This is a genomic window from Acetobacter cerevisiae (genome assembly GCF_001580535.1).
Taxonomy (GTDB): Bacteria; Pseudomonadota; Alphaproteobacteria; order Acetobacterales; family Acetobacteraceae; genus Acetobacter; species Acetobacter cerevisiae.
Genome location: NZ_LHZA01000135.1, coordinates 16,128 through 34,709 on the forward strand (window position 1 = coordinate 16,128; position 18,582 = coordinate 34,709).

General features: G+C 57.7%; 11 protein-coding genes. 3 read left to right on the plus strand and 8 right to left on the minus strand.

The window, feature by feature from the left end:
• Positions 1-23 precede the first annotated feature (23 nt).
• From AD928_RS05945 to AD928_RS05955, 4 genes are all read right to left on the minus strand, one after another.
• Positions 24-2,549 carry a TonB-dependent receptor gene (locus AD928_RS05945; protein ID WP_062249044.1) on the minus strand — a complete coding sequence of 842 codons (2,526 nt, stop codon included), beginning with the start codon at positions 2,547-2,549 and terminating at the stop codon, positions 24-26.
• Between the two features lie 151 nt (positions 2,550-2,700).
• On the minus strand, positions 2,701-3,570 hold the full coding sequence (locus AD928_RS05950; RefSeq protein ID WP_233419972.1) for an MFS transporter: 870 nt from the start codon (positions 3,568-3,570) through the stop codon (positions 2,701-2,703).
• Positions 3,548-3,970: an MFS transporter gene (locus AD928_RS15195; RefSeq protein ID WP_233419973.1), complete on the minus strand. Its 423-nt coding sequence runs from the start codon at positions 3,968-3,970 to the stop codon at positions 3,548-3,550. The genes AD928_RS05950 and AD928_RS15195 overlap by 23 nt, the downstream gene beginning before the upstream one ends.
• Positions 3,967-4,890, minus strand: a complete 924-nt coding sequence (locus tag AD928_RS05955) for a LysR family transcriptional regulator (RefSeq protein WP_062249069.1) — start codon at positions 4,888-4,890, stop codon at positions 3,967-3,969. The genes AD928_RS15195 and AD928_RS05955 overlap by 4 nt, the downstream gene beginning before the upstream one ends.
• A gap of 117 nt (positions 4,891-5,007) precedes the next feature.
• Between AD928_RS05955 and ggt the strand changes: the two genes are divergently transcribed.
• Complete coding sequence (gene ggt, locus AD928_RS05960) at positions 5,008-6,753, plus strand: gamma-glutamyltransferase (RefSeq protein ID WP_082779763.1); 1,746 nt, start codon at positions 5,008-5,010, stop codon at positions 6,751-6,753.
• A gap of 17 nt (positions 6,754-6,770) precedes the next feature.
• Entirely contained in the window at positions 6,771-8,078 is a 1,308-nt protein-coding gene (locus tag AD928_RS05965) for an alpha/beta hydrolase (protein ID WP_062249046.1), read from the plus strand.
• Positions 8,079-8,198: 120 nt separating this feature from the next.
• Here AD928_RS05965 and AD928_RS05970 read toward each other — a convergent pair whose 3' ends face one another.
• The 3 genes from AD928_RS05970 to AD928_RS05980 all read right to left on the minus strand — a co-directional run bounded on the left by AD928_RS05970 (position 8,199) and on the right by AD928_RS05980 (position 14,384).
• On the minus strand, positions 8,199-9,998 hold the full coding sequence (locus AD928_RS05970; RefSeq protein WP_233419974.1) for a DUF885 domain-containing protein: 1,800 nt from the start codon (positions 9,996-9,998) through the stop codon (positions 8,199-8,201).
• 104 nt (positions 9,999-10,102) lie between these two features.
• A complete protein-coding gene (locus tag AD928_RS05975) occupies positions 10,103-12,994 on the minus strand; it encodes a TonB-dependent receptor domain-containing protein (protein ID WP_062249051.1) in 2,892 nt (963 codons plus the stop codon).
• 394 nt (positions 12,995-13,388) lie between these two features.
• Positions 13,389-14,384 carry a 4-hydroxyproline epimerase gene (locus AD928_RS05980; RefSeq protein WP_062249053.1) on the minus strand — a complete coding sequence of 332 codons (996 nt, stop codon included), beginning with the start codon at positions 14,382-14,384 and terminating at the stop codon, positions 13,389-13,391.
• 86 nt (positions 14,385-14,470) lie between these two features.
• On the opposite strand from AD928_RS05980, the gene AD928_RS05985 reads away from it, so the two are divergent.
• Entirely contained in the window at positions 14,471-16,612 is a 2,142-nt protein-coding gene (locus tag AD928_RS05985; protein WP_233419975.1) for a beta-galactosidase, read from the plus strand.
• 114 nt (positions 16,613-16,726) lie between these two features.
• Here the strand turns inward: AD928_RS05985 and AD928_RS05990 are convergent, their stop codons facing one another.
• Complete coding sequence (locus tag AD928_RS05990) at positions 16,727-18,514, minus strand: DUF885 domain-containing protein (RefSeq protein WP_156470114.1); 1,788 nt, start codon at positions 18,512-18,514, stop codon at positions 16,727-16,729.
• Between the last annotated feature and the right edge of the window lie 68 nt (positions 18,515-18,582).

Below are 18,582 nucleotides of genomic sequence, written 5' to 3' on the forward strand. Positions count from 1 at the left end.
CCTCCCCCTCAGAAATTCAGGACTCAGAACGAGGTGGAGACCGTCCCGATCATGGAAAAGGACGGCAGCGGCGCATACGTGGGGGAAGAGTCCGCCGCAATCTTATGCCCATAGACCCCAACCGTGGGTTTGGCGTTGTTGGAGAAGGAATACACACTTCCCAGCTTGTTCTGCCCCGTCACGTTGGAGAAGTTCAGGCGGAACGTGGGAGACTGCGCAATCCACACCTTGGGGAAATGGTAGCCCAGCGCGATCGTATTGGTGAAGTAATACGGCATCGCCTGATCGTTCATGAAGGTGGAATACTGCTTGGCCGTAAAATGCAGGCTGGCGTTCAGGAAGAACGGGCCTTCATTGTAGGTCAGCCCCACGCTCGCCATGTATTTCGGCGTCATGACAGGCGTTTTGCCCTTGGTCCGCAGGTAATCCACCACACCGCTGCTCGAAGTTGTCGGCAGGTTGTTGTCCATGGTCGCGTGCAGATATTCAAACGACACATACGGGCGGAAACGGTGCAGCAACGGCCGGGTAGACAGCATAACGTCCACACCCCGAATGGTCTCACCACCCGCGTTCATGGTCTGGCTCACCTGCACATCGTTACTATAGGTGTTCAGTGACAGCAGACGGTTGGACACATTGAAGTTAAAGGCGCTGATATCCGCCACCAGCAGATTGCCGGAATAGCGATAGCCGATTTCTTCCTTGATGGAATATTGCGGCTTTGCCCCGGCCCCGGAGGTCGTCATCTTGCCGGTTGTGGTGCTGTAACGCGTGATCAGCCCCACCGGAGACGGCGCACGGAAATCCCCCTCCGCGTTGATGTAAACCTGATTGCGCTTATCAATGTCATAGGACCACGCAACACGAGGCGTCGGCGAGACGAACGTCTGAGACGTCTTGCCTGCCCCACCCGGCAGATAATCCTGCCCGCGCAGGGTCATGGCCGTCACCTTGATGCCAGCCCGCAGGCTCATCTTGTGGTTCAGGAAATACTGCGTGTCTTCCAGAAAGCCGGAATTCAGGCTGTAGGACCCAAGATAGTTGGTGGAATAATAAATATTGCCCGCCGTGGTGCGCAGATAAGCCGATTTATCCGTATCGGAAGGCCGCGCGCCGGTGGTCTGGTTCATGCGCATCATGGGCGTCAGCAAAGAATAGCTGTTCTCTTCATGCCAGTAACCAACCTGCCCTGAATTGTCCTTCAGGTTCCAGTGCAGGGCCGCCACAACGCCCCCCTGCTGGTTGAGGGATTGCGCAGCACTGGCCGCGTTATAATACGTGCCCTTTTTGACCTTACCGTCCCCGTCCAGATCAATCTGCTCAAGCGTGGTCCCGGCATAGGTGTAGCCTTCACGCATGCGCGTCGCACTATCCAGCGTAATGGCGGCCCGCTGGTAATATGGCACCACACTCACACTGAAAACGTGGTTCAACGCCAGTTTTATTGGCAAAGAGGCGTAGAACTGGTCCTTGTTTGTGCCACGCTCCGCGTAATAGGTGCTGGGCGACGTCTGGCTATACGTCGCCAAATAGCTCAGCGGCAGGGAAACAGGCCGGTCATGCTTGTCGTTAAGGAAGTTCGCCATCGTCGGATAGCGGTTCAGGTAGGACTCATAGTGGTTGTAGCCCACAAACAGATCGACCGAACTGTTCTGCCCGAATGTTTTCTGGGCGCGGAAATCCATATGTTTCCGGTCACTATTGCCCGACCCGCGCCAGGCATCCGCACGGGTGTGCGAAAACGAGGCATAGCTCTTGATGCCCGAATTCCCCAACAGGCCCGTATCCAGACGGATAAATTCCTTGGACGTATTGAAGGAGCCGTAACTGCCGGAAATCGTACCCCCGAATTTGTCAGACGGCTTGCGGGTTGTAATGGAGAGCGAGCCTGCGGCGGCAGACGTCAGCGGATCTTCCACCGAAATGGAACCCGGCGTCATGGATTCAACCGAGATATTCTGGGAATCAATATAGTTCTGAATAAAGCTGGCCCCGGAGGTGGAGGAGCCATTGGCAATCGGCATGCCGTTCAGCAGGAAGCCGATATCCACGTCATTCAGGCCGCGGCTGGTGATTGAGCTGCCATCAATACCGCTGGGGTCTGAGGAAGACACATTCACACTCGGCAGATTGGCAATCAGATCCAGCGGCGCGCTGGTCGGGCTTTGCATGCCAATATAGGTGCTGGTAACGGACTGCGTGGCGCGCGCATCATGCTCCACGCGCATCATCCCGCCGCCGGGGGCATTCCGCCTGCTGCCACGAATATCGAGGCTTTCAGACTCACTGGACTCACGGTCGGCAGAGCGGGCCGGGCGCGCCTGTTTCCGCGCGGGACCAGCCTTGCCTTTCCCCGCATTTGCAGGGGCTACGGCACCGTTGGACCGGCCTGTTGTGGACGGGCTGGAGACAGTCTGCGCAGAGGCAGACTCACCCAGCACAAAAGCGCCAAGAACAGTTGCCGCCATCAGGTGCCGCTTGCGGCGCATGGAACGCAGCAGAGCATTGGAGGGACCGGCAACAGTGCAAATCTTCTGACGAGACATGAGGCGGAGTTTCCTGAAAGAGCATGACGCCTGACAATCGTTACGAATCTTCTCCAAAAGATAAATCGCTTAATCGTGGCGACATTATAAATCTGAGCTTGATAATGACAGTTTTGAGGCACCCTCGCCTGCCGCCTCAGCACCCTGAGGGTCAGGCAGACTCTCGCTCTTTCAGGAAACTGACCCCCAGCCTGACGGCCAGCGCTGCAAGGCATGCTGTGAACATAACGTAATAAAGTGGCGCGCTCTGATAGCCGGAAAACTGGATAATCGCGCCATTGACCAAGGGAGCCAGCCCCCCAAACGTCGCCACGCCCAGAGAATAGCCGACTGAAAGGCCACGCCCCCGGTGCGCCTTGCCAAACAGCAGGCCCATATATCCATCCAGCGACGCAAAATAGAACAGCCCCAGCACGTTCAGGAGCAGCGGGCACAGCATCACCATAACCGGCGTCCACGGCATCCATCCGGCCATGAGGGCTGGCAGCAGAACCAGTCCGCCGCAGGAACAGAGCATGGGATAAATGCGCTTTGTTCTGTCAAAATACTCCGCCAGCCGCCAGCGCACCGGGGTCAGCAGGAGTTGGCCAGCATAGGTCGCAAACGCGGCCCAGTAGGTCTGGCGCGGCGAGACATGAAAAACGCTCTGCGCAAAATGGGGCATGTAAAACCCCAGATACGTAATGCCGCTGCCAAGACTGACCATGCCCATCACCAGCATGATGCGCAGACCGGTATAGCGTTCCGTGCTGACAGGCTTTGGGGCCACAACCACCTGCGGTGCCACTTCACGCGGCCCTAGAGATGCCCGGAGCGCCAGCCTCACCAGTCCGCCGCATGAGCCAAGAACAGCCGCAATGCGGAATCCATAGGCGGCATAAGCCTGCTCACTCAGCAGCCCCCCCAGCGTCAGCACAACGCTACAGGCGCATAGTGACGCCAAAATCTGGCCAATCGCCTGCCAGCTCGCCCGCTTTGCTTCCTGATGGGGGGATTGTTCAATCAGGAAGGATGTCGCCACCCCAAACTCCCCCCCCCAGAGAAAAGCCCTGCATCAGGCGCCCGAGCACGATCAGCCTCGGCGCAAAGGAGCCCAGCACCGCGTAACCGGGGCAGAAGGCAATCAGCGCACTGCCCGTTGCCATCAGCGCCATACAGACTGTCAGCCCCGGCAGGCGACCTTTTCTGTCCGCATAGCCGCCCAGGACATATGCCCCCACGGGCCGCGCCAGCAGAGAAAGACCGAACGTGGCAAGAGCCAGCGCGATCTGGGAAAAGCGCAAATCTGCCGGGAAAAACGTCCGGGCGATAAAGGCGGAAAAGTACGAATAAATGACCAGATCATAATATTCGACAACATTGCCGATAATTGCCGTCAGAATATACCGCTTGCGCTGGAAGGCAGACAGGGATGCTGTCATCGGCCCTGCGTCGCAATGCCGCCCAGAGCACTGACCACAAAGTTGATGAACGAGCGCAGCGTGGGCGAGCTGAAACGGTCCTTATGATACAAAAGGTAAACCGGCCGCGACGGCAAACGGTATTCCGGCAAAACAGCCTTCAGCCGCCCGGCCCGCAAATCTTCCCGCACAAGATCCGCCGGCAGCATGGCAAGGCCCATCCCGGCCAGCACAGCTTTCCGCAACGCCTGCGTGTTGTTCATGACGGCCCGTGTGCGCAGAATTTCCACCACAACCTTCCCTTTCGGTCCTTCCAGCTGCCATTCCCGCCCTGCCCAGTGCATGGGAGAACTGGCCGGATAAGGGAAAGACAACGCGTCATGCGCCTGAAGTTGCGCGGGCGTAAAAGGTTCTCCCCGCCGCTCCAGATAATCCGGCGCAGCACACAGCGTCATCTGATAATCGCCCAGACGCCGACAGATCAGCGTGGAGGGCCCCGGCAGACCAAGGCGGATAGCGGCATCAAATTTTTCTTCCGTCAGATCCACGCTGCGTTCCGTCAGCACCACTTCCACATCCACCGTGGGGTGTTGTTGCAGATAGTCCACCATCCGGGGTGTGAGGCTTTCCGTCCCATACGTAACGGGCGCTGTAATGCGCAGCTTGCCGCCCGGCACCGTCTGCGCGGCCTGCGCCATCCGGTCGGTTTCCTCCAGCATCGCAATAATTTCACGACACTTCTCAAAATAGACCGCGCCAAACGGCGTCAGGCTTTGCCGGCGCGTTGTGCGGCGCAGCAGGCTGGCCCCAACCCGTTCTTCCAGCAAACGAATGTAATTGCCCACCATGGTGGAAGACATGCTGCATCGTTCAGCCGCCGCAGCCATGCTGCCGGTTTCCACGACAGCCACAAAGGTCGTCATTGCCTGAAAAACGTTCATTCCGCACCCTGGGTTTCTAATCTTCCCATAATCAGCACGTTTATTGTTTTGATTAAAGACCGTAACCTTTTTCCCAGAGATATTTTCGTGCGGTGCAGCAAAGGTTCTTGTTTCAGGATGAGCATTAAAACAGATCACCGAGCCCTTCCCCTGTCTCCTCGCAAGCGCGCTGGCCTCAAGGCCATGCTTGGCGCTTCGGCCCTGCTGCTCTCCGCCTGCGCGACCCAGCAACCACAAAAAGCACCCGTCATGGCTCAAAGTTATATGGCCGCCACGGCCAACCCCATGGCCTCCACTGTTGCGTCCGACATCCTCGCACGCGGCGGCAATGCCGTGGATGCCGCCATTGCCGGGCAGATGATGCTGGCGGTGGTGGAACCACAGGCTTCCGGTCTGGGCGGCGGCTCCGCCGTGCTCTTCTGGGAAAAGCAGACCGGCCAGCTCAGCTTTTATGACGGTCTGGCCAGCGCCCCGGCCTCTGTCCCGGAGGATTATACCAAAGACGCACAGGGCAAGCAGATCCCCCATACTGTGCTGGAACGCACCGGGCGCGTTGTGGCCGTGCCGGGCACGCTGCGCACCCTGGCACTGCTCCATAAACGCTATGGTAAACTCCCCTGGGCAGACCTGTTTACTCAGGCCATTGCTACGGCCCGCAACGGCTTCCCCATGCCGGGCTACCTGCATCTGGTGCTGACGGAACGCCCGGACCTCGCAAAGCTGCCGGATTTTGCCTCCTACTTTGATGCCAGCCAGCACCCGCTGCCACAGGGCACCCTTCTGCATAATGCGGCTTTAGCAGACACCCTCACCCGCATTGCCCAAAACGGGGCAGAAACCTTTTACGCACCAGAAAATGCCAAGCGCATTGGGCAGGCTGTCGCGGAGGGCCCATACCCGGGCCACATCACACCAGCAGATTTCGCAGCCTATAAAGTGCGGGAACGCGCCCCGCTCTGCATTCACGCCTTTGGCCGCCGCATCTGCACAGCCGCACCGCCAGTAGCCGGTGGCCTCGCTGTGCTGCAACAGCTGGCCCTGCTCGACCGGATGCAGATTGGCCGTTACGCGCCCGGCAGTGTTCAGGCTGCGCATCTGCTGCTTGAGGCCTCCCGTCTGGCCGAAGCCGACCGCCGCAAATATGCGGCAGACCCCGATTTTGTGCCGGTCGCCACGTCTTACCTCCTGAGCCCGGACTATCTGGAAAGCCGCGCCCGCCAGATTGATGAGACCACTGCCGCGCCCAAAGTCTCCCCCGGCGTCATCCCGGCTGATCAGACCTCTCTCCCCGCGTCTGACGCCATGACGGTTCCGGCCACCACGCACCTGTCCATTCATGACAGCTTTGGCAATGCACTGTCCTTCACCACCACCATCAACCTGAACTTCGGCGCGGATATTATGGTGGACGGCATGGTGCTGAACGACGCCATTACCAACTTCGCCACGCATCCGGTTGTCGATGGTCAGCGCGTCGCCAACGCCATTGCACCGGGCAAACGGCCGATCACCACCATGGCCCCGACCATTGTGTTTGGTGCGGATAACACGCCGGAAGTCATTATCGGTGCAGGCGGTGGCGCCCGGATTATTGATTCCGTCGTGCAGTCACTGGTGGGCTATCTGGCATGGGGTCAGAACATTCGCACCGCCATTGAACAACCCCGCATTGGCGCACAGAACCGTGCGGAAGAACTGGAACACGGCACCGCCGCCGCAGCCCTTGCCCCGGCCCTGCGCAAAATGGGGCATAACCCCAAAAGCGCAGTCATGAATGCTGCCGTGCAGGGCATTACGCGCGGTCCGTCCGGCCTTGAAGGCTGGGGCGATCCGCACCGCGATGGCGTTGCTGTCGGCCACTGATTTTACCGGAGACTGTCATGACCCGCTCATTCCGTGCCTTCCTGTGTGCCTCCACTCTCGCCTCTCTGGCAGCCTGCGCGGCCCCTTCCCCCGCAACGCCACCTGCTCCGCCGCCGGTGCCTGATCGCCCGCTGGGTGATGGCGGCGTGAGCCCGTTCTACCAGCCGCCCGCCGCGGTACCCGCGGAAGCTGGCCAGATGATCCGCACAGAAACCATTCAGGGCCTCAAACTCCCTGACAATGCGGATCATGCCGAGCGCATCCTCTACACCTCCATCAGCGGTGTGGGGAAAGAAGAGCCGGTGTCCGTGTCCGGTCAGATCATTTTCCCCAAAGGCACCCCGCCTAAAGGCGGCTGGCCGGTGATTGCGTGGGAACATGGCACCACGGGCATTGCGGATGTCTGTGCTCCCTCATGGCGCGGCTATTTCTCGCGGGATCGCGCCTTTCTGGACCACTGGCTAGGGGCGGGCTTTGCCATTGTCTCCAGTGATTATCAGGGACTGGGTACACCGGGACCGCACCCTTACCTGATGTACAAGCCAGAAGCGTATAGCGTGCTGAATGCGCTGCGTGCCGCGCTCAAACACTATCCGGACGAACTGCGCAACCGCATTGTTCTGGTCGGGCAGTCTCAGGGCGGCGGTGCGGCTCTGGGTACCGGCTGGATGGCCCCGCGCTATGCGCCGGACCTGCATATTCTGGGTGTTGTCGCCACCGGCGTTGTGACGGACTTTGCGCCCACGGCCCACCCCAAGCATCCGCCCATGACCCGCAGCAATACGGAATCTCCGCACATGGCCGCAGGGTTTGAAATCCTGACGGATGAAGGCTCCAAACAAAGCCTGCACCCCGGTCAGGACATGGATGCGGGCATGACGGAAAAAGGCCATGACCTTTCTCGTCAGGCACGCCAGTCCTGCCTGGAGGATCTGTTCCGCTACACAGACAGCCACGACATCACCTCAGCCAACATGTTTACCGCGGGCGCGGCACCGGAAGATCCCGCTTATATTCAGGCCTTCACCATTCCGAACGCCCATTTCTCTGTGCCGGTTCTGGTCGGCACCGGTCTGGCCGATGGAGAAGCCGGTATCAGCCAGCAGTATAATGCCGTCGCCGCCATGTGTGACGCCGGAACGCATGTGACATGGGTGCAGTATCACGGCCTGACCCATAACGGCGCTGTTAACCCGTCTGCCAATGACTCTGTGCCATTCGCTCTGGGCCTCCTGAAAGGCAAAGCACCGAAAAGCACGTGCAGCATGCTCAAGCCCCTCGGGCATGAAGAAGAGCCGACACCGGGCATCAAGTGGAATAACTAAGGCGCGAAATTTTCTTTTGGGAAAACACCTTTCCCGCAGAGGCCATAGCAAGTCCCACAAAAAACGGCATAGGAGACGATCCTGTGCCGTTTTTGCTGTCTTCTCAAAGCGTTTGAAGCGTTAACCGGCTTTGGTTTTTGCAATCCACTGATCAACGAGATCAGACATCAGATCCAGCGGCATGGCGCCGTTCCCCAGAATAACATCATGGAACGCCTTGATATCGAACTTGTCACCCAGTTCGGTTCTGGCTTTTTCACGCAGTTTCAGAATGGTCTGCTGGCCCAGCATATAGCCCAGCGCCTGCCCCGGCCATGCAACGTAGCGGTCTGTTTCCGCCTGCATATCCGGCTCACTGGTGGGCGGATGCGCGTGGAAGAAGTCGCTCATCTGCTGGCGCGTCCAGTGTTTGTAATGCACACCGGTATCCAGAACCAGACGATCAGCCCGCAGCAGTGCCCCGTTCAGGCGGCCATAATCGCTGTAGAGATCCTGATAAAAGCCCAGTTCTTTCCCCAGACCTTCCGCATACAGCGCCCAGCCTTCCACATAGGAATTATAAGCCCCCTGCTGGCGGAAAGCGGGCAGCGGCATGTCCTGCGCCAGAGAAATCTGGAAGTGATGCCCCGGCACGCCTTCATGATACGCCGTGTCTTCAATCGTATAGAGGTCGCGCTTGTCGTAATCCCCCGTATTGACGAACACGATCCCCGGACGAGCCCCATCCGGTGTACCCTGATGATACTCCGCACCGGCTGCATCCGCCTCGCGGTAGGCCTCAACAGACCGAACTTCCAGCTTCGTCTTGGGAATCTTGTTGAAAATGCGCGGTAACGCAGGCCACATCTGCGCAATATAACCGCGATATTTCTCCAGAATTTCTTCACGAGACTTCGCATACAGCTTCGGGTCATGATCCACGGATGCCCGCAGTGCGGCAAGATCAGCAAACCCAAGCTTGTGGGCAATCTCAGTCATCTGCCCTTCAATCCTGCTCACCTGCTGCAAGCCAAGCTGATGAATTTTTTCCGGAGCCATAGGGCTGGTTGTCTGCACGCGGATTGCGTAGCGATACAGGGCATCACCATTCGGCAGGGACCAGATCCCTTCATGCACGCGGCCATGCGGGGCGTAGTCCGTTTTTACAAACTGGGCAAAACTGGCGAAGGCGGAGCGAACTTCCGTATCCACCGCTTTCAGAATAGCCTGCCTTAACCGGGCCTGCTGCGCGGAGGAAATTCCCTTGGGGAAATTTTCAACCGGCTGGCCAAAGACGTTTTTAACGCCTGCGGGTTCTGCAACCTGCTCCAGCTGCGTCACAACTTTTTCAAGCAGATAGCGCGGGGGAACCAGACCGTCCTTCATCCCCTGCTCCGCCAGAACCTTCAACTGCGCCAGCACAGCAGGCAGCGCATGCAGGCGGTCCAGATAATCCTGATACTGGCCCGCTGTTTCAAACGGAATGGAGGATACAAAGCCCGGCAGCATCAGTTGCACGCCCTGCACCTGATCAATCGGCAGCTCGTAGGTTTTGAGCGCAAAGCCGTCCAGCTTGTCCTGAAGCTGGCGGATCATCATCGCACGGCTGATCTGCTCCTGCCCCGTCAGGGTCGCAGGATCAACAGCTTCAAAGCGTTTGAGAAACCATGCTGTGGTAACTTTATCTCTTGCAATCTGCTCCAGAGAATAATCGGTCCACTGCTTGTTGTAGCGATAATCACCAATGGTGGTCGCAAGCTCGGGGGAAGACCGGAGCTGATACTGCCATTCCTCATCCAGCAGGGCTGCAAAAGCCGTGCTGGCAGACGGTGCTGCCGGGGCAGCCTGCGTCGTTTTTTCCGGGGCTGGCGCAGCCAGTGCCGTGCCGCTGGCCAGCACACAGGCCAGCCCTAATCCTGCCAGACGATGGGGTGCAAACACGCTGATACTCTCCCTGCCAATCATACAAACAATTATGCCTGGCACGGGGCCAGGCATAATCACGTCGTCTTGTGTTTTTAAGTCGTTACGGTCTTCATTACAAATCAGAACTGAACACCGGCCTGAAGGAAGACATAGCGACCGATAATCTCATCAGAATACATCGCCAGAGCCGTATTGGTGCCGCCATCGGGCACAAACGGGGGCTTCTTATCCAGAATGTTGTTCACGCCACCTTCAAAGTTCCAGCGGCCCAGACGGTAGCTGGCCGTGATGTCATGCGAGAAGATCCCCGGCACTTTGCAGTAAACGTAAGCCTTGCAGGACAGATCGCTCGAACCATCGGTAAACTTCATCCCGCCAGTGTAGTGCATCATGTAACGCAGGCTGAAGTCGTTATGGTGCCAGGTCACCGTAGCATAATCACGCACGCGGGGCATGCCGTAACCGCTTTGATAGAACAGACGGCCTGCATAGTTGTTCCACTCGCCATTCGGTTCGTTCTGCTGCAGGTACCCCACCAGCTGCTGGAAGTTGTTTTCCAGCGTGAAGGAATCCTGCGGCGTCACCTGAATATGGTAGCTCAGGTCAAAGTCGATCCCGTTCGTGCGCAGGCCGCCAACGTTGGCATACAGATCACTCACCTGCGTCAGCTGCCCGGCGGTGGAGCGCTGCTGCACCTGAGAACAGTAGGACGGGTCCGCCCCGGTATAGCACTGGTCCGCCACATACTGCACAGGCAGCGTGCTGATCATGTGCTGCACAGTGTAGTGCCAGTATTCAACAGACGCCATCAGCCCCGGCACCCAGCGCGGCGTAATAACCGTGCCAACCGTATAGGTCCGGCCGATTTCCGGCTGGAGGTTCGGGTTGCCGCCCGTCAGCGTCGGGATCTGCCCGCTGTTGACGTTCACAAAGTTTGCGGGGTTCACACCCTGAGTAAGACACTTGGACGTCACCGCCGCGCTGGCCGCACCATAGCTTCCGGCCTGTGCACAGGGGTCCGTGCCCGGGTTGTAGGAAATGGACTGACCACCGAACATTTCAGACATATTCGGCGCACGGAAGGACGTGCCCAGCGTGGCGCGGAAGCGGATATCCTGCACCGGAGCCCAGTTGATGCCGACCTTCCAGTTTTCGGCGCTGCCAAACGTATTGTAGTGCGAATACCGGCCCTGCCCATCAATGGTCAGATCCTTGGCGAGGAAAGCATTCTGGAGCAGCGGAATTTTGCCTTCCAGATACACTTCCGTCACGTTGTAGCCACCACCGGTGTAGGTCGCGCCCCCACCAAGGTCACCGTTCGCAGCCAGCGCATCCGGGCTGTAGCTTGCCTGCTCACTCCGGTGCTCAATGCCGCCTGCAATCCCGATATTCCCGCCGTGCTCATACGGCAGTTTGACAACCTTGTTGTTAAAGACGCGGAAGTTGAAATCACGCATCTGGTAGTAGCTGTGGTCGTTCTGGGTGTAGCCGATATAGTTTTTTGCCTGCTGGGACAGCGGCTCAAACGGATTGATCAGCGTACAGCCGGGGGACGATGTACAGACTGAGGGGTTATAAACCACCGCACTGTTCGGATCAGACGGATCAACCTGCTGCTGGCCCAGAACATTCATCGCATTGCGATAGTTCGTCATGTTGTTGGTGGTCATGGTCGCAACGGACGAACCATACGTCATGGACGCATCATACTGCCAGTTGCCGGCAATCTCGCCCTTCATGCCGCCCATCACCTGATAGGTATCGACACCTTCCTTGTATTCACGGTTCCCGATATCGGCCATCCGCTTATACAGGGATACATCTTCCCCCCACGTGTTGTAAGGGTTGCCCGCCGGCAGGATCCAGGACGTGCTGAGCGTTGACGGATAAGACGAACCCGTCAGCGGGTTCGGCGCCATTTCGTTCATGGCATCCTTGTGGGTGTACCGAACGTTGGCATACAGCTGGAAATGCTTGTTGATGTCATAATGCATATCCCCAGACAGGTTCCCGCTTTGCAGGTAGTTTGTCATGGAGGCATCACGCGCAAAGTTATAGCGGTCCGCATTACCAAACGTATGGAAGCCACCGCCTGAACTGTTGGCCACAAGGTTGGTTGTGCTGCCATCGGCATTGGGCACCATCACGCGTGTGGCGGTGGACACCGAACTGCCGTACGGGACCGCTTCACCCGGCGCCACGTCCGCATTCCACGGCAGGCGGGACCATTTGCGGTCACGCTGGTAGATCGGGCTGGTGGTCATATACTGACCAAAGATGCTGATATTCCCGCGGTCCTGGTCAAAATTGAAGCCTTTGAAGCCTGAAATTTTGCCAGACTGCCCATCACCATAGCTGCTGATCCCGCCGCGCACCTGAATGCTGCCGGTTGTCAGGTTATGCTTGAGCTTGATGTTGATAACGCCCGAGACTGCATCCGCACCATAGAGTTCGGACCCACCGTCTTTCAGAATTTCCACAGAGGAAATCTGGTCAACCGGGATGGAGTTCAGATCCACGCAGGAGCTGCCCTGCCCCATGGTTTCAACCTGACGCTTGCCGTCCACCAGCACCAGCACACGGCTGGGGCCAAGGTTGCGCAGGTCAGGGCAGGACATACCCAGACCACCATTGGTGGTTGTGTTGCCTGCGCCCTGAGAACCCATGGAGGGCAGACGCTGCAGATAATCGCCCAGTGTGACAGCAGACGTTTGCTGAATATCTTTGGCGCTGATGATCTGAACAGGATTGGGGTCCTGATGCTTACCAGAAGACAGTGCGGAACCGGTTACGGTAAGCACTTCCGGCTGTGCTGCGGCACTCTTCGCTGTGCGGCGCACAACGCGGGCTGACTCGTTTTTCTTCTTCACAGACGCAGCAGTGGATTGATCCTGACGCGGTGACGCCTCTGCGGTGGCTGCCACAGACTGAGCATAGGCACTTGACCCAATTGCCAGGGACAATGACGACGAAAAAGCGAGGAGCGTGAGGCGATGGGGTAAATACGACATCCTTCAGCGTTCCTTAATTCCTGAGCGGTGATCCGCTAACTCTTGTGTGGTGAGGACATCAAAATCGCTATCAGATATCGTATACCATTGTCAAAACGGAATTAGTTTTGGAATGCATTCTGTTGCAACCCCGGTGTTGCGCCACTTATGGCATGGAGACCAACGCAGGCCCGTCTGTGTCCATACCCCTCCGCCCCACCGTTCAATATCTTTTTGAAATTCCTATAAATTTCTCTTTAAACAAAAAAAACGTGCAGAGTTGTTGGCTCTGCACGCTTCAACCGGATTATGTTGCAACAGGCCAAACCTGTAACCCAAAATCCACAACCCGCTTTTTATTTTGATACCGTTATAAGGTTAAAATTTCTTTAGAAATCAACAGAAACTTTCGTGATCAGGAAACCTGGAATCCGCGGCAGAATCGATCCTCCTCATCAATCCAGATCGTGTTAAACCCGGTTGAGACCGCACTTCCCTCAATCATAGGTACAATCGCCTTGTAGTCTCCCACAGTCGTTTCTTCCGCCACTGTCCCTTTGAACACACTGCGGATGTAACTTTCATGGGTGAAGGTATCCCCCACCTTCAAAGCACCTTTGTGATGCAGGTGCGCCAGCCGGGCGGACGTACCGGTGCCACACGGGCTACGATCAATCGCATGATCTCCATAAAAGACCGCGTTACGGCTCCGCTCAGCGGTTGTGCCTTTATCCACCCACAGAACGTGGCTAACCCCCTGAATACGACTATCCAGCGGATGAACCGGACAAACAGCCTCCCGCATCCGTTCCCGCACAAGCGGGCTTAACTCAAGAATACGACGGGCTCCGAGCTGATCCAGCCCTTCATACGCACCCTGTGGTTCGACAATAGCGTAGAAATTCCCGCCATAAGCCACATCCACCGTCAACGGCCCCAGACCGGGCACGTCAATCTGCACATCTGTCGCCGCGACATAGGCCGGCACATTACGGATCGCGACACTCCGCACACGGCCATTCTCTTCCGTGTAGGTGATGTCAATAATCCCGGCAGGCACCTCAAGTTTCAGTTTTCCAGGGGTGCGCGGGTTCAACAGACCATGTTCCAGCCCGAACGTCACCAGCCCGATTGTGCCATGCCCGCACATAGGCAGGCATCCGCTGGTTTCAATAAACAAAATACCCGCATCAGTGTCAGGCTGCGTGGGCGGATACAGAAAACCGCCGGACATCATATCATGCCCGCGTGGTTCAAAGCACAGACCGGTGCGGATCCAGTCAAACCGTTCCAGAAAATCCTGACGGCGCTCCCCCATGGAATTCCCCCGCAGCAGAGGAGCGCCACCACTAATCAGGCGGACAGGGTTGCCAGCAGTATGACCATCAATACAGAAAAATGTGTGACGCATAGCTTTTAAAGTCCGTGCTTCGGGGTGCCGCAAGGGCACGATCCGGCTTTCTTTTTGGTGCGATTTTCGTCTATCGTATACGTATCATGACCGATATGACCCGTAAAGCCATCCCCCGTCCCGGCTCACCCGCCCCCTCTTTCGGCCAGACTCTCCGCCGTGTCAGGCGGTCCGTCTGGCAATTGGGGCTCTGCTTTGGCCTGTGCGGTGGCGCATCCTCCCTTGCTCTGGCAGCCCCCGCCTCATCAGAAGCACCAGCCCTCCTGCTGGGCGCGGCCTGGTATCCGGAGCAGTGGCCGGAAGACGTTTGGGAGCATGACCTCGCTTTGATGGAAGCGGCCCACATCCATCTGGTGCGCATCGGCGAATTTGCATGGAGCCGCATGGAACCGCGTGAAGGCGAGTGGCAGTGGGACTGGCTGGACCACGCCATTACACTAGCAGCCAAACACCATATGAAAGTCCTGCTGGGCACCCCCAGCGCCGCCCCACCGGCATGGCTGACGCAAAAATATCCTGAGACCCTGCGCGTCTCTAATGCAGGCGTGCGGGATGAGCACGGAAACCGGCAGCAGTTTTCTTTTATCAGTACTCGCTACCGTGCCCTGACGCATGATCTGGCGGAACGCATGGCCGTGCGCTACGGCCATAACCCGCATGTTGTTGGCTGGCAGATTGATAATGAACTGGCCGAGCCGTCCTTTGACCCGGAAGCCCATAAAGCCTTCCACGCATGGCTCCAGCACAAATACGGTACAATTGAAAATCTGAACCAGAAATGGTGGACCAGCTACTGGTCCCAAACCTATTCCGATTTTGGCCAGATCCCGGTGCATGACGCGGAGGAAAACCCGGCCCTGCTCTTAAACTGGAAGCAGTTTGTGACCGACACATGGGTGAGCTACGTCCGCAATCAGACGGCCCCCATCCGCCAGCACGCCCTGCCCTCCCAGTTCATCACCACCAACACCATGGGCTGGTTCGACGGGTTTGATGGCTACACCCTGCACCAGTCTCTCGATCTGGTCGGGTGGGATGATTATGAAACAGACTGGACAGATAACGCCGCCCGGCATGATCTGGCCCGCGGCTATAAAAACAAAAACTTCTGGGTGACGGAAACAGATCCCGGCTTTGTTAACTGGCGGCCCAATAATCTGGCGCATGACAAAGGCGAGGTCCGCGCGCTGGCATGGCAGGCTGTGGGACATGGCGCCGATGCCGTGGAATACTGGCAATGGCGCGCCGCCCTGAACGGGCAGGAACAATATCACGGCGTTATTGCGGGTGCGGATGGCAACCCCGCCCCTATTTATAGCGAAATCCAGACACTTGGCGCTGAGTTTGAAAAAGCCGCACCGGCTTTGCAGGGCACCTCTCCCCACGCACAGGTCGCGCTGCTGCATGATATGCCCTCACGCTGGGCCATCACTTTTCAAAAACAGGTGGAAGATTTTAACCCGGTCAAAGCGCTGACAGCCTTTTACGGCCCCTTGCGCCATCGGGCTGGCACGGTGGATGTTATCTCGCCACGCCAAAATCTGGCGTCCTACAAGCTCATTGTCGCTCCCGGCCTGAATGTGCTGCCACAGGAGACGGCTGAGCATCTTCTCGCATGGGTGCGACAAGGCGGCCACCTTCTGCTGGGGCCACGTTCCGGCATGAAAGACGCTGAAAATGCGCTTGACCCACACCTCCAGCCCGGCCCGCTCTCCCCTTTTCTAGGGGCGCACGTCTCACAGTTTTACGGGCTGGTGCAGCCTGTTCCCCTTTCTCTGGGGCAGACGCAGGGCACAGGCACCCTCTGGGCAGAAACACTGGTGCCAACAGACCCGGGCACGCAGACGGAAGGCAGCTATGCCCCTTCCAATGGCTGGCTTGATGGGCAGCCTGTGGCTATCAGTCATCAGGTCGGCAAAGGGAAAATCACCTATCTAAGCACAATCCCCGATGCTGCAACGCTGGACGCCTACATCACAACGCAGGTGCGGGACGCTGGCGTGCTCTCTCCTTTGGCGGATCTGCCTGCTGACATTGAGGCCTGCCTGCGCACTGGCAAGGACCATACGGTGCTGGTGCTCATCAATCATGCCAGAACACCGGTTATGTTCACGCTCCCGCAAGCTATGGCGGGCACGGACCTGTTCGACCCCAAGCAGGCAGCCTCCGGCCAGATCACCCTGCCGGGCTATGGGCTTCGCGTTTTAACGCTCCCTAAGGCAGCTTGAGATAGCGCTCATCCACAAAAAAGGCCTTCTTCCAGTTTACGGAAGAAGGCCTTTTTTATGATCTCTTACAGCCTGAACGCTCAGGGAAAAAACTCAGCCCGAAAACGTCATGCGTTACTGCGCACTCTCAGCAGCATAAGGCGAACGCCCGCCTGTCTGAATAAAGTGATCAATCGCACCATCAAGCACCGGCAGCGGGACAGAGCCTGTTGCCAGAACGGCATCATGGAACGCACGCAGATCAAACGCTTTCCCCAGCGCCTTTTCCGCCCGCGCACGGTTGCGGCGAATATCGGATTCACCAAGGTAATAAGAAAGCGCCTGACCCGGCCATGCAATATACCGATCAACCTCGGTATCAATCTCATGCTCGGACAATGCCGTATTTTCACGCAGATAAGCCCGCGCCTGCTCCCGGCTCCAGTGGAGGTGGTGCAGCCCGGTATCGACCACCAGACGCGCCGCACGCCAGGCCTGATAAGAGAGATAGCCGAACCGGTCATACGCCGTTTCGTAAATCCCCATTTCATTGCCAAGATATTCACAATAGAGCGCCCAGCCTTCCCCATAGGCTGAAATATAGTTGAACCGGCGGTAAGGCGGCACTGCCGGCTGCTCTTCCGCCAGAGACAACTGCAGGGAATGCCCGGGCGATGATTCATGCAGCGTCAAAGCCGGCAACGCATAGAGCGGGCGCGATGGCAGGTCATACGTATTCACCAGATAGATGTGCGGGCCACCGCGCCCTGCCGTATAAACCGGGGCCACGTCTGCAGGAACGGGCTCAATGGTAAAGCGCCCACGCGGCAGGCGGCCAATGATATCCCCCACCTTGCCATCAACCCGCTTGGCCAGCCATGCGGCATCTTTCAACAATTCATCGCCCGTTTTAGGGTAGAATTGCGGGTCCGTGCGCAGGAACTTCAGAAAGGCAGGGAAGTCTCCTTTAAAATGGGTCTCAGCCATCACACCCAGCATCTGCTTGTGCAGGCCCGCAACTTCCCTGATTCCAATTTTGTGGATTTCATCCGGGCTCATATCCAGCGTGGTATATTCCCGGATCTGAGAGCGGTAATAGGCCTTTCCATCCGGCTGATCCTCCGCCGCCAGTGAGGCACGGGCGTGCGGCAGATACTCATCCTTCATGAAGGCATAAAGCGTTTTATAAGCCGGGATCACCGTCTCCCGAATGGCGTTCAGGCCATCCTGCCGCAGGGCCGCCTGCGTTTTGGCGGGGATATCATCAGGGAAATGCTTGAAGGGAGGTGCAAATGCGCTGTCTTCCGGCGTAACAGACGCCATTTTTTCCAGATCCTGCAACCGTTGCTCCACAATCAGCTTCGGCTGCACAAAACCACGCGCTATCCCGGCTTTCATGGCGGCAATTTCGTCTGCAAAATATCGCCCCGTCTCATTCAGGCGGCTAATGTAATTGCGGTAATCCTGCTCCTTGAGGAACGGCGTATCGGACGGAGGCAGATCACTCCAGAAGCCAGAATCCGCATCAAACGGAATTTGCCAGACCTGCATTTTCTGGTCATCCAGCAAAACCGTAAGCTGCTGTTTGTAAACCGCGTAATTCACCTGATCCTGCGCAGAAAGGCTCTGCACGGGAATGGCATTTAGGTCCGCCAGCGCTTTACGCCACGTTTCCTGACGCACCTGCTGTGTTGCCGGGTCCGCTTTGGGGAGATGGGCTGAGGGTTTTCCATCAGGCAAACTGCCCTGAAGGTACATACGCCATGCCCACTCGCGCTGATAAAGGTCCTGAAAGGCTTTGGTTGCAGAGGGATCAACCGCCGCCTGCGCGTGCGTAAGCGGGCCATAACTCAGCAAGGCTGCCGTAGCCATAAGAGCCAGACGTCTGACAACAGAAACACAGCGCGTGGAATGAACCTGCATGATGCAAAACCCTTCTCGTCAATTGTGGTAATCTAAGCGCGCAATCCGCACCCCGAAAAGCAGACAGG